At 49.9% G+C, this 11693-nt stretch carries 14 protein-coding genes; 7 read left to right on the top strand and 7 right to left on the bottom strand.

The window, feature by feature from the left end:
• Positions 1 to 277 precede the first annotated feature (277 nt).
• Positions 278 to 1072: a nitrilase gene (locus E3E32_RS06430; protein ID WP_167731053.1), complete on the top strand. Its 795-nt coding sequence runs from the start codon at positions 278 to 280 to the stop codon at positions 1070 to 1072.
• Between the two features lie 251 nt (positions 1073 to 1323).
• Positions 1324 to 1701, top strand: coding sequence for a multidrug transporter (locus E3E32_RS06425; protein ID WP_167731558.1), 378 nt, complete (start codon positions 1324 to 1326; stop codon positions 1699 to 1701).
• A gap of 15 nt (positions 1702 to 1716) precedes the next feature.
• Here the strand turns inward: E3E32_RS06425 and E3E32_RS06420 are convergent, their stop codons facing one another.
• From E3E32_RS06420 to E3E32_RS06395, 6 genes are all read right to left on the bottom strand, one after another.
• Positions 1717 to 2505, bottom strand: coding sequence for a class I SAM-dependent methyltransferase (locus E3E32_RS06420; RefSeq protein ID WP_167731052.1), 789 nt, complete (start codon positions 2503 to 2505; stop codon positions 1717 to 1719).
• 79 nt (positions 2506 to 2584) lie between these two features.
• Complete coding sequence (locus tag E3E32_RS06415; protein ID WP_167731051.1) at positions 2585 to 3307, bottom strand: SdpI family protein; 723 nt, start codon at positions 3305 to 3307, stop codon at positions 2585 to 2587.
• Between the two features lie 4 nt (positions 3308 to 3311).
• A complete protein-coding gene (locus E3E32_RS06410; RefSeq protein ID WP_167731050.1) occupies positions 3312 to 4115 on the bottom strand; it encodes a DUF1648 domain-containing protein in 804 nt (267 codons plus the stop codon).
• On the bottom strand, positions 4109 to 4465 hold the full coding sequence (locus tag E3E32_RS06405) for a PadR family transcriptional regulator (protein ID WP_167731049.1): 357 nt from the start codon (positions 4463 to 4465) through the stop codon (positions 4109 to 4111). The genes E3E32_RS06410 and E3E32_RS06405 overlap by 7 nt, the downstream gene beginning before the upstream one ends.
• A gap of 5 nt (positions 4466 to 4470) precedes the next feature.
• Positions 4471 to 5175 carry a YhfC family glutamic-type intramembrane protease gene (locus tag E3E32_RS06400; RefSeq protein WP_167731557.1) on the bottom strand — a complete coding sequence of 235 codons (705 nt, stop codon included), beginning with the start codon at positions 5173 to 5175 and terminating at the stop codon, positions 4471 to 4473.
• Between the two features lie 5 nt (positions 5176 to 5180).
• Entirely contained in the window at positions 5181 to 5510 is a 330-nt protein-coding gene (locus tag E3E32_RS06395) for a heavy metal-binding domain-containing protein (protein ID WP_167731048.1), read from the bottom strand.
• A gap of 118 nt (positions 5511 to 5628) precedes the next feature.
• Here E3E32_RS06395 and dph2 point away from each other — a divergent pair, with 118 nt between their 5' ends.
• The 5 genes from dph2 to E3E32_RS06370 all read left to right on the top strand — a co-directional run bounded on the left by dph2 (position 5629) and on the right by E3E32_RS06370 (position 10614).
• The gene (dph2, locus tag E3E32_RS06390) at positions 5629 to 6663 is read left to right on the top strand and encodes a diphthamide biosynthesis enzyme Dph2 (RefSeq protein ID WP_167731047.1); all 1035 of its coding nucleotides are present in this window, start codon (positions 5629 to 5631) and stop codon (positions 6661 to 6663) included.
• Positions 6660 to 7271 (top strand): METTL5 family protein, encoded by a 612-nt coding sequence (locus tag E3E32_RS06385; protein ID WP_012572897.1) that lies wholly within the window; start codon positions 6660 to 6662, stop codon positions 7269 to 7271. The genes dph2 and E3E32_RS06385 overlap by 4 nt, the downstream gene beginning before the upstream one ends.
• Positions 7272 to 7336: 65 nt before the next feature.
• Positions 7337 to 8308, top strand: a complete 972-nt coding sequence (locus E3E32_RS06380; RefSeq protein ID WP_206205248.1) for a hypothetical protein — start codon at positions 7337 to 7339, stop codon at positions 8306 to 8308.
• Positions 8309 to 8358: 50 nt separating this feature from the next.
• Positions 8359 to 9228 carry a HEAT repeat domain-containing protein gene (locus E3E32_RS06375; RefSeq protein ID WP_167731045.1) on the top strand — a complete coding sequence of 290 codons (870 nt, stop codon included), beginning with the start codon at positions 8359 to 8361 and terminating at the stop codon, positions 9226 to 9228.
• Between the two features lie 57 nt (positions 9229 to 9285).
• Entirely contained in the window at positions 9286 to 10614 is a 1329-nt protein-coding gene (locus tag E3E32_RS06370; protein WP_167731044.1) for an RsmB/NOP family class I SAM-dependent RNA methyltransferase, read from the top strand.
• Here the strand turns inward: E3E32_RS06370 and E3E32_RS06365 are convergent.
• On the bottom strand, positions 10611 to 11693 hold the full coding sequence (locus E3E32_RS06365; protein ID WP_167731043.1) for a mechanosensitive ion channel family protein: 1083 nt from the start codon (positions 11691 to 11693) through the stop codon (positions 10611 to 10613). The two genes, E3E32_RS06370 and E3E32_RS06365, sit on opposite strands and share 4 nt — an antisense overlap.

Below are 11693 nucleotides of genomic sequence, written 5' to 3'. Positions count from 1 at the left end.
CCTTTGGACGGTCGAAAAGATGCACCAACGCTCTAACCTGCTCGAAAAGCCGATAGAGGATGGGTTCTTGCTTTCCAATTTTTCCAGCATGTGTGGGGCTTTTATATTTTATCTGTGGTCTATTATGGGTCTTCAGGCTGAATGCTTTGTCAACTATATAGCAACTGTCTAGATTGGTCTTGTAAGCTGGAGTAGATTAAATATGACTGTTTTCAAGTTTGAAACACTTCTCCACTAACCTTATCTACTTCTCCGGATAAAATCCCACGGTGGTAGTATGAGGGTCGCCTACGTCCAGATGGAGCCAAAGCTTTTAGAGCTCGAGAAGAACTACTCCAAAGCGGAGAGGCTTATAAAAGAGGCCGCCAAGGAAGGAGCGAAGCTGGTGGTTCTCCCTGAGCTCTTCGACACCGGCTACAACTTTGAGAGCAGGGATGAGGTGGAGAGCGTCGCCGGCCAGATTCCTGACGGAGAAACCACTGAGTTTCTTGTTGAGCTCGCCAAGGATCTTGAGGTCTTCATCGTCGCGGGAACTGCAGAGAAAGATGAGAAAGGAAGGCTCTACAATTCCGCTGTAATAGTTGGCCCGATAGGCTGGGGCTACATCGGAAAGTACCGCAAGGTTCACCTCTTCTACCACGAGAAGTTCTTCTTCGAGCCCGGAAACCTCGGCTTCCACGTTTTCAACATCGGCATCGCAAAGGTCGGAGTTATGATATGCTTTGACTGGTTTTTCCCAGAATCGGCAAGAACACTCGCTCTGAAGGGGGCGGAGATAATAGCTCATCCGAGTAACCTTGTCATGCCCTACGCACCGAGGGCCATGCCAATCAGGGCCTTGGAGAACCGTGTTTACACTATAACCGCTAATCGCATAGGCGAGGAGCGGGGTCTTAAGTTCATAGGCAAAAGCACAATAGCCTCACCAAAGGCCGAAGTTTTGGCGGTGGGAAGTGAGGATAAGGAAGAGATTGGTGTCGTCGAGATTGACCTGAACCTCACCAGGGACAAGAGGCTCAACGAGCTCAACGACATATTCAAGGACAGACGGCCTGAGTTCTACCTCCTGTGATAATTTCCCTTTATCTTTTCTTGGATGTTATGTAAATGTCTCACTCTCCGAGGGCGATATCTTGGATGGTCATCAGCGATGTTGCAGAATCCTTAAACATTACGGTTGTGGTTTTCATAACCTACAATGACCAACCATTTTCGTTGGATAAATTTCATAAAAACCTCTCCACAGCCCTCCGTTTCAGTTTTGGAGGCTTTTTTCGAAAGGGTTTTAAGAAATAAGGTCACAAATAATAACTGGTGCTTAAAATGAGAAGCTCAATCTTCATAGGGCTTGCACTCATGGTCACCTTGGTGATTGGCTTCGCAGTGCAGGCTGAACTCTTCCCGGCCAACTATGTCTACCAGAAGAGCTATCTTTGTTCTGACAAGATACAAGCTGAGTTTATCCCAGCTGACACTCACGTCACTGGCTACATACGGGCAGAGAACCCGTTCTCGGCCTACGTCGTTGTATCGGACTCTGGATACTTTGAGAGCCTTGAAAAGAGTGAGGTCGTCCGCAGTTGGGAGAACGTGACAGAAGTCAAACTCGATTTTGATGTGCCGGGTGAGAACTGCTACCTCGTAGTGAAGAACGGGAACACGAACCAGATAGTCGAGATAAAGTTCAAAGCTGAGCGCTGAATGAAAAACAGAGGATCAAAAATCAGCGAGTACCTCCCTAGCGGTGTTCTTCCTTGGTCTTCTGAAGTAGAGCAGGTGGGAAACACCGTTGATCCCATGCTCGTTTCTTGTGATGAGCTTCCATTCCCTGAAAAAGATGCTCCCGATGGCCAGCTGGGAAGCGAGATCCCAGAGCCTATGCTCCTCTTCGGTGATCTTCTCGAAGCCCGGTAGCTTGTAGTACGTCCTCCTGAAGGTGCCCCTCTTGAGGTTGTAGCCCTCGTGAACCGAAATCAGAGTGTAGTCTTCCGTTTTGGATTCAACAAGGAAGTCCTTGTAGCCTATCTGGTAGAGGATTCCGTAGACCCTGTCAGTTTCCTCCATAACGAAAACTCCGTCTTCGCTCAGGCTCAGGGCGACGTTTGCGAATATTCTCACCGCATCGAAGGGATCGAAGTGCGGCATTGTGAGTCCCCAGAGTACGGCCAGATCGTGCTCTCCTACGAGCTTTGAAACTTCTCTCACATCCCCGGTGACGAGTCTGAGCTCAGGGCTTATCTCAGCTATCTCGAGCCACTTCCTGGCCTTCTCAAGGTCCTCCTTCCTTGCGTCCAGAACCGTCAGCAGCGGGGCATTAGTGGCTCTAGCAGCAGCGGTCCCAGCAATCCCCGTGCCGGCGCAGAGGTCGAGCACTCTGGGCTCTTCTGGCAGGAGCCCCTCCATGAACTCGAAGACCTTCACTATCCTCCAGAACCTCCCAACTGCCCGTTCATCATCAGGATCCATTCTCCAACGAAGGTAGCGGTAGAGCTCCTCCAGTGACATGGTATCACCACAGCCAATAATACATAAAGTTATTTAAATCCGTCGGAAGCCTGAAGAGTTAAAAGCCTTTGAGAGCTGACTACTCATACCCCTCTTCCCCAGCCCTCAGCAGGAAGCGGAACATTTCAATGAACATAATGGGGATTGATATCAGGGCAAAGAGAACCCCAACCCCTGTTCCGGCCCCAAAAAAGGTTAGCACTCCAGACATAAAGCAGAGGAACGTCAGAAATGTCATGAACTCAGCACTGGCCTTTGCCAGCTTATCTGTGAAACGCGGTGAAATCTGGAGGACGAGCGGTTTTCCTGAGAAAAACGTCATGAAGAGCATGAATAACATTATCAGGAGCAGTTCCCAGGGAGCTTTACCAAGAAGGGGGAGATAGGCTGTTATCATGGTTATCTGGGCGTAAAGGTACTTTCTTATATCGGGCGGTTCTATAATCTTTTCAGGCTTTTCCAGGGCTTCTTCACTGAGTTCTTCCTTCTCGTAGGCTTCCTTTGCGAGCAGGTAGGCAACCCCCAAGATTACCGTGATTCCAAGGAGAAGAACGACTATCAGCCAGGTAGTGCTTAGGAACGGGCTTAGGGCTATTGTCACGACCCCAAGAAGGGTTAGGGCTATCCCGCCGAAGGCGTTGGCCTTCCTCCAGGCTTCCCGCGAGAGGAAGGTGTAGCCGATGCGGAAGCCTATGACATAGTTTGGTTCGTTTCTGTAGTGATATGTGAGCAGGCCTGCGAAGACGAGCAGGCCGCCAAGGAAGAGGCCGTAGAGGAATCTAAGGAGCTGATAGGGCTCCATCGTATCACCTCGCCGAGAGCAGCCTGTAACTCTCAAAGAATATCCCTGCAAGCACCAAGAAAGCAGCGTAGTTAACGTAGATGCTTGGGATCAGGGCCACGTTGTAGAGCAGTACGATAGTATAAACGGGTGTTAGGGCTATGTTCACTACCGTCATGAACTTGGCGAAGCGCTTAGACATATTGGGCAGAATAAATAATCCCCTGCTGGTTAAGAGCGGGCTTTTGACAAAGTACGTTATTGCAAAGAGGAATCCCCACATTAGCAGGGGTATGATGAGAATTCCAGTGGCCTTGTCCGCAAAGCCGTCTGGCTGACCGCTCAGGTCGAAGTGTATTGCAACTGTGTCTGGAATCATTTCCCAGAAGAAAGCAGTGAGAATTAGGTAGATGGCCAGAACCGCGAGCTGGATGGTGAGGTACGGCCTCACGTTGAATTCGGATATTTGTCTTTCTTGCTCGGGTTTCTCCGGGGCTTCCCGTCTCAAATCTTCAAGCTCGTAGGTTCTCTTCGCTACGTAAGTGCTCGCCCAAATCACGACGAAGGCTCCAATCAGAAGGGTGACTGTGAAAACGTCTCTCCTGACTTTGAAGAGTATCATGACTGCAAGGACAAGCGAGAGAAGGAGCATTCCGATTCCAGCCACGGTGTTTCCCTTCCTCCAAGACTCTTCTGAAAGGTATGTATAGCCCATCCTTAACCCGATGTAGCTGTTAATATTGTTTCGAAAGGCAAGGGTCAAAAGACCTGCAATTAAAACCATCGCCGTTGTGAAGGCCTCGATTGAGATGTCGGGGTTCGTCACCACTCCTCCCTCCTTTCTATTATTCGAACTATCTCCTTTATTTCACCCCTCAGCTCGGTTAGAACTTCCCTTCCGAGATCCGTAAGTCTGTAATACTTCCTTGGCCTTCCGCCGACCTCGGCCCAGAAGTCCTCAACGAGCCCGTACTTCTTCAGGCTCTTGAGGAGGTCGTAGAGAGTTCCCTCGCTCGGAACAAGCCTTCCACTGCTTAGCTTCTCAAGCTCCTTCCTTATCACATATCCGTGCATCTCTCCTCTCTTTTCTAAGAGAGAAAGGACTAAATAAGAGTAAAAACCGGAGCGTAGGTCCTTGAGAAGCTTTTTGAGTGCCCTCTCCTTTTTGTTACCAAGCAATCACTTCACCATATTACTTTTTCTTCCTCAGGTTTCTCGACCTTTACCCGGGGGATTATGTAGTACATGAGCGCGAGCGCTATTACGGCAAAGATTGCCTCAGTGGCGTACATAAATGTCTCGCTCCCCCTCAGCTGGTAGTATGCTGCCATTGAATCAACGACCGTATGCAGACCGACGATTGCGATCAGTCCCTTCTTTCCGAAGCCTTCTCTGTATGCGTGGGCGAGGAAGACCGTTGTCCCTACATGGAAGAGCACGGCGAAGTAGCGCTCGACCAGAGAGAAGAGGGCCGTGCTGACCGGAACGTCCAGTGGGGTCTCGCTCGCTATCGCGGCAACGGCGGCAATTATCCCCACAAAGAAAGCCTCGGTGACGCCAAATCCAAGTCCCACGAAGAGAGCAGTCCTCAGGTTCTTTCCTTTAACGAGAAGATATTTGGTGCCCTCCTGGACGAGGCCGGCAACAAAACCCAGCCACAGCGAGGCCGCTATGGTAAAGGCCGCCCCCTTGGCTATGACATCTGCGTTCGAGTGTATTCCCAGAGCTAGCAGGGGCAGCTGCTGGATTGGATTTTGGACGATTATCGCAATGAAGAATATCGCCAGCCCGAATACGAACTCCGACCACTTCGTCCTTTTGAAGCCCAGAAAGTATATCGTGGCCCAGGCGAACAAACCTCCCATTATTGGGAACGGGAGGAGGTACATGGCAATCACTCCTTTTCCACGACTACCGCAGTACCGTAGGCATAAACCTCTGCAACACTAGAACCGACGTTCGCAGTCGCGAAGCGGACATTTACAACGGCGTTAGCTCCGAGCTCCTTGGCGTGGAGTATCATCCTTTTCAGGGCCTCCTCTCGGGCCTCGGCCATCATCTGGGTGTACTCTTTCACTTCACCACCTTTTATGTTCCTGAAAACGGCCATTATGTCCTTTCCCAGGTGAGTCGCCTTCACGATGCCACCGCGGGCTATTCCCTTGACTTCCACTATCCGGTACCCGGGCACGCTCTCAGTTGTAACCACAATGATGTCCTCCATAACGTTCACCTCCAATACCTCGGACTTCGAGGTATGTTGGGGTGAAAATATAAAAATGTTTCCTCCACTTCTGGGGAAGAATTTTAAGGCCTTCTTATGAAGGCTCACTGGTGAGAGGATGCACGAGATAGATGAGCGAGAGATATTGAAAATACTCGGAGAACTTAAAGCTACGCGCGTCCTCATTCAGACTCCCGAGGGACTGAAAAGAGAGGCTCAGAATCTTGCCGATTTCCTTGAGGAAAACGGAATAGAAGCGATAATAAGCGGCGACATCAATTACGGAGCCTGTGATCCGGCTGACAGAGAAGCGAAGGCTCTTGGTTGTGATGCACTGATTCACCTCGGACACAGCTACATGAGGCTTAACCTTGAGGTTCCCACTATATTTGTTCCAGCTTTCGCCAAAGTTGACGTTCTTCCTGCGCTGGAGAAGAATCTGGACGAGATTAAAAAGCTCGGGAGGAAGATAGCGCTCGTTACAACCGCCCAGCATATACACCAGCTGGAAAAGGCCAAGGAGTTCCTTGAAAATGCCGGCTTTGAAGTCCTTATAGGTGCGGGCGACGGAAGGGTAAGCTGGCACGGCCAGGTTCTCGGCTGCACATTCACCGCCGCCAAAGTTGACGCCGATGGGGTGCTTTTCATTGGGGCAGGATATTTCCATCCGATAGGAGTTGCCTTAGCAACGAAGAAGTCCACTCTGGCAGTAAATCCCTACAGTGGCGACGCGATATGGATGGAGAAAGAGGCTGAGCGGATTATTCGGAAGAGATGGGCCCAGATAGCGAAAGCCTATGATGCCAAAAAGTTTGGTGTCGTTGTAAGCACCAAGAAAGGCCAGCTCCGCTTGGCTGAAGCCAAAAAGATTGTGGAACTCCTGCGTGGGCATGGCAAATACGCCAGGCTAATAGCTATGAACCATATAAGCTACTCTGCGCTGGAGGGCTTTGACTTCGATGCCTATGTAGTCGTTGCCTGCCCGAGGGTGCCCATAGACGACGCCGAAAACTGGAGAAAGCCAGTTCTAACGCCTCCTGAGGTTGAGATTCTCTTAGGTCTTCGCGAGGACTACCAATTCGATGAAATCCTTGGCGGAAAGCGCGAGAAGGACGAGCCGCTCGGCATAGCCCCCCACGGGGTGAGAGGGTGAAAAAGAAGCACCTTGCGATGATACTTTCAAAGCTGAAGGGCTTCCCCGAGCCGAAGCCCGAACTTGAGCAGTACAGGACCCCTGGCGATGTCGCGGCAGAACTGCTTTGGCTGGCTCACTCTCTCGGAGACATCGGGGGAAAAGTTATAGCGGATTTAGGTGCCGGAACGGGAGTTCTGAGTGCCGGTGCATGCCTGATGGGGGCTGAAAGGGTCTACGCCGTTGAAATCGATGAGGAGGCTTTAAGGGTCGCCAGGGAAAACATTGAATCTCTCGGTATCGAGGACTGCGTTGAGTTTGTGAACTCTGACGTCTTAGATTTCTCCGCTCGGGTTGATACCGTGATAATGAACCCTCCCTTTGGCAGCCAGGTGAAGCATGCCGACAGACCCTTTCTTATGAGGGCCTTTGGGATAAGTGACGTTGTCTATTCCATTCACCTCGCGAAGCCTGAGGTGAGAAGGTTCATTGAAACGTTCGTTAGAGATGCTGGTTTTTCAATAACTCATAGAATAACCCTCACCTTTGAAATTCCCGCCCAGTTCTTCTTCCATAGAAAGAAACTGGAAAGGATTTTGGTAGATATTTATAGGTTTGGAAGAACTTGAAACACTGGTGAGCGAAAAAAATATATTGGATAACCTCCAACTAATAGCAGTTGCTATAATCGGTAATGGTGGCTGTAATGACGGGGGTTTCCGTTGATAAAATTAGGGAGTTAATACTTTCTTGGCAGATGAGGGATGTAGTAAAGCTATCTCGGGATAGTGAAGAGGTTCTCTTGGCTCTCATTGAACTCATCAGCGAGGAAGACAGTATCACAAAGATACGAGCTCTATCCGCTCTGGAAGAGATTCTCAAGGGGGCCGACAAAAAGACAAAGTCCTTAATACTGAGGAATGGCTTCGATGCAATAGTCAGTACCCTCCAGGAAGAAGATGAGCGGCTGAAAGTGAGAGCTCTTAGAGTTTTAAAACGTCTGCTTGAAGGAAATCCCCTAACGAAAAATCAGCTATCTAAGCTTGTGGATGCACTTGTTTCGCTAGGTTCTGATAACGACGGTCTTTCGTGGCTCGAAGCAGTGGAACTCACAGAAAAGATTTCTACGACGTATCCCATCGATGGAGTGCTGTCTAGGATTGACTCCCTTCTCACTTCGTTTAATCTTCGTGAAAAGGCCCTGGGTATTCGGTTGCTTCTGGCCTTAGGAGGGCTCTCAGAGGAGAACTGGGATCCCATAGTCAGCGGAATCTCTGAGCTCCTGAGGAGCGAGGATCCCCTCCTCGTGGAGGTTGGTCTTGATGCTGCGGCCAATATGCTAAAGCTTCCCATTGTCCTTCCTATGGAAAGGATCCTTGGGAATATTCTTCCCGCCCTCAAGAAGCTCACAAAGAGTGCAGATACTCTAGTCCTGCGCGCAAAAGCCAGGAAAGTCATGGGTCTGTTGGAAGGTGCACTCTACAATTACTATCGCTCTAGGCCCATTGAGGCACGGAACGCCGTTAGGAAGTTCCTTAGTGAGGGCTTTGTTGAAGAGGCTATGATGCTTTCCTTGGTCGTGGGGGACTCTTCGCTACTGCTCGGGACGGGCAGTGGTATGGGATCATTCAGCGTGCCGGGACAGAGATTTGATGAGATGCCGTAGTCCCAGGGTAGGTCGTAACTTCTGTTTGTATTCTCTGACGAATTAGTTAAATGAACCTTGAAGTTACTTTGGAATTCGGAAAGCGAAATCAATATATGTACAGATTCAAACTCTATAATATAATGCCCGCGAATAACCCTATATCAAAGACTGAGCTTAGGGAGTTAGTGCTTTCGTGGCAGATATTGGACGCAGTTAGTCTAGCCTTAGAGGATAAGCGGGCGCTTTTTCTGATTCTGGAGCTTGCAGGAGAAGATGATGAAACCACACGCCTTAGAGCTTTCGTAGCTTTAGGTGAGATTCTCAAAAGGGCCGACAATGACCTTAGGATGATGGTTCTGGAAAGACACTTGGATGTGTTTATCAATGCACTATCTCAAGAGAACGAAAAGGTCACTATCAAGGCCCTTCGTGCCCTGGGATATCTAGTTAAAGGCGTTCCCATGGGATCAAAAACGTTTCTGAAGGCGGCGAAGACTCTGGTTAGCTTGTTAGAAAGCCCGGACGACATGATGAGGATAGAGACCATCGATGTCCTTTCAAAGTTACAGCCCTTAGAAGATTCGAAATTGGTGAGGACATACATAAACGAACTTGTGGTTTCCCCTGATCTCTACACAAAGGTGGCGGGGTTTTGTCTGTTCCTCAACATGCTGAATTCGTCCGCTGATAGTGGCCCTTTGACACTTATACTTGATGAGATTCCTTCTCTTCTCCAGAACGACAACGAGTTTATTGTGGAACTAGCTTTGGATGTGCTTGAAAAAGCTTTGAGTTTTCCTCTTCTAGAAGACGTGAAGATCGAACTCTTGAAGATTTCCCGGATTGTGAATGGTTTGGTTTACTGGGAAGGAGCACCCATAATACGACTGAAGGCCAAAAGGGTTTCTGATCTGATTGATTCCGTGATTTCCACTTGACTCCAGTTGTTCGCAGACTTTAAAACCTCAACCAGGAACACCCAATGAGGGGTTGAAGTGGGAAAGCTTAAGCTGAGCGACAGGCAGCTCTATGCTATCATTGAAGCTGTTAAGCTCGGTGAGGAGCTTAAGCCGAGCCAGCAGGCTAAGAGAAAGGCCTTCGCCAAGTATAAAATCGAAGGCTGGGAAAATTCTAAGCTAACGGGTATATTTTACTCCATTCAGCGCAGACTCGGTTTGATAGATGAGATAATAGAAGAGCTCGTTGGCGTTTCCCCGTTCATCCTCGACCCTTGGCTAAGGGCTACGCTGAGGGTTGCCATTGAGGTGGCGATCTTTAGGGATCCAAGCGAGAGAACGAGGCAACATCTTAAGGGGCTCGCCCAGTTTCTATCGAAGAAAACGCACCCCTTTGTGGGCTATTACTACTACGACCTTCTTCCGAGGATTCTTGAGTACGTTCCAAAGCTCGATACCGAAGAGAAGCGCCTGAAGTGGGACTACCTTTTTCCCGAGTGGTTCATAAAAAGAATGAAAGAACTCATTGGAGACGAGGCGGAGGAGCTTCTCAAGGCCCTCAACGAGACCCTGCCGATGAGCATGAGGGTTAACCTGCTGAAGACGAGCGTTGAAGAGGTCGAGGATTATCTAAAAAGCAAAAATGTCCGCTTTGAGAGGAGTGAGCGCGTTGGAACAGTTTTGAGGATCCTCGACTCCTTCAACCCTGAGTGGCTCTTCAACAAGGGCTGGACAATTCCCCAGGAGGAAGCGGCGGCGGTTGCCTCACTCGTTTTGGCCCCGGAACCCGGCGAAACCGTCGTTGATCTGGCCGCCGCCCCGGGCGGAAAGACCGCACACATGGCAGAGCTGATGAATAATACTGGCAAAATCTACGCTTTCGACATTGATTCGGCGAGGATAAAACGCATGAAAGAAGTTCTCAGGAGAGCTGGAGTTGAGATAGCCGAGACTATAAAGGCCGACGGCAGAAAAGCCCCAGAAATCCTCGGTGAGAGAATAGCCGACAGAGTCCTTCTTGATGCACCGTGCACGAGCGACGGGACTATAGTCAAAAATCCAGAGCTCAGATGGCGCCTGCGCGAGAAGAATATTCCAAAGGTCGTCCAGCTCCAGAAGGAGCTTATTGAGAGTGCCTGGAAGATTTTGAAGCCCGGGGGGAGGCTGCTTTATTCAACCTGCTCGATGCTGCCAGAAGAAAACGAGGGGGTTGTGGAGTGGTTCCTGAAGAGGCATGAGGATGCTGAACTGATACCACTAAACGGCCCCTACGATGGAGGATTTCTGTCCGGAACGATGAGGGCGTGGCCTCACAGGCATAGGACGATAGGCTTCTTCTACGCGCTGATAGAAAAGAAAGAGGATTAGGACTCCTTATCTACCTTTACTCTCAGCTCGTTAGCGAACCAGTTCACTCTCTGCGGGAACGGTATCTCTATTCCCGCCTCGTCCAGAGCCTTCTTGATTCTGGATACGGCTTCAGTCCTGACGTCGAACCATCTCTCGCTCGGCGCCCAGGCTCTGATTGAAAGCACCACCGCGCTGTCCCCAAGTTCCTTTACGAACACGACCGGCCCTGGCTCGGCTAAAACGAGGGGCATCTCATTGAGAGTCTTTTTTATAACCTCGATAGCCTTCTCAGCATCGGCACTGTAGGCTATGCCGATCTCAATCTCTACCCTTCTCGCCGGATATCTCTGAAGGTTGATGATATTGCTGTTGAAGAGCTTCTCGTTCGGAATCCTGATGAGCGTTCCGTCCCAGGCGCGGATTCTCGTTGAAAGTATCCTTATGTCCTCGACAATGCCCTCGAGTTCGCCTATTTTCACCTGGTCACCTATGTTGAGTGGCTTGTCGAAGTACATGAAGACTCCTGAGATGAAGTTTGCAACGACGGTTTGTGCCGAGAAACCGAGGATGATACCCGTTATTCCTGCCGCCGCCAGAAGGGCGCTCAGCTGGGCACTTATTCCGGCAAAGCTAAGAGCCAGAAAGAAAGCTATGGTGATGAAAGTATAGTAGAATATCTTCGCCTTTACCTGAACGTCGGGGGAAGGTTTCTTGCCCGCGCTCATTATGAGGTAGTCCTTGGATTTTTTGGCGATGAGGTATGCAAAGTAGAAGAAGCCGACCGCAAAGGCGATGTTTCCAACGCTGGTGGGTCCTATCTGGTAGTTCATCACGCCTATCACGTAGAGCGCCCATATCATGCCCCCAAGCACGAACATGCGGAACGCTATATCCGCGGTGTCTTCGTTGATTATCCAGGTGAGAGTGGTTTCCTTTGACTTTCGAATTATGAGCTTTCTCAGAATTCTCCCGAGGATTATCATGCCTATTACGATGAGAATCGCCTCAATGCCCGTCCAGAGACTTATCTCAATAGGTACCAGACTTTCCACGCCTCTCGGTGAAGTTGTGGTCGTGTTGCCCGTCACGTTAGCCAT

Origin of the sequence: Thermococcus sp. GR6 (genome assembly GCF_012027415.1) — an archaeon.
Lineage (GTDB): Archaea > Methanobacteriota_B > Thermococci > Thermococcales > Thermococcaceae > Thermococcus > Thermococcus onnurineus.
This window is presented reverse-complemented; position numbering and strand designations above follow the sequence as displayed.

Coding starts and splice junctions, on each gene's coding strand:
- E3E32_RS06430 (WP_167731053.1), top strand. CDS start 278: ATGAGGGTCGCCTACGTCCAGATGGAGCCAAAGCTTTTAGAGCTCGAG.
- E3E32_RS06425 (WP_167731558.1), top strand. CDS start 1,324: ATGAGAAGCTCAATCTTCATAGGGCTTGCACTCATGGTCACCTTGGTG.
- E3E32_RS06420 (WP_167731052.1), bottom strand. CDS start 2,505: ATGTCACTGGAGGAGCTCTACCGCTACCTTCGTTGGAGAATGGATCCT.
- E3E32_RS06415 (WP_167731051.1), bottom strand. CDS start 3,307: ATGGAGCCCTATCAGCTCCTTAGATTCCTCTACGGCCTCTTCCTTGGC.
- E3E32_RS06400 (WP_167731557.1), bottom strand. CDS start 5,175: ATGTACCTCCTCCCGTTCCCAATAATGGGAGGTTTGTTCGCCTGGGCC.
- E3E32_RS06395 (WP_167731048.1), bottom strand. CDS start 5,510: ATGGAGGACATCATTGTGGTTACAACTGAGAGCGTGCCCGGGTACCGG.
- dph2 (WP_167731047.1), top strand. CDS start 5,629: ATGCACGAGATAGATGAGCGAGAGATATTGAAAATACTCGGAGAACTT.
- E3E32_RS06380 (WP_206205248.1), top strand. CDS start 7,337: ATGGTGGCTGTAATGACGGGGGTTTCCGTTGATAAAATTAGGGAGTTA.
- E3E32_RS06375 (WP_167731045.1), top strand. CDS start 8,359: ATGAACCTTGAAGTTACTTTGGAATTCGGAAAGCGAAATCAATATATG.
- E3E32_RS06365 (WP_167731043.1), bottom strand. CDS start 11,693: ATGGCTAACGTGACGGGCAACACGACCACAACTTCACCGAGAGGCGTG.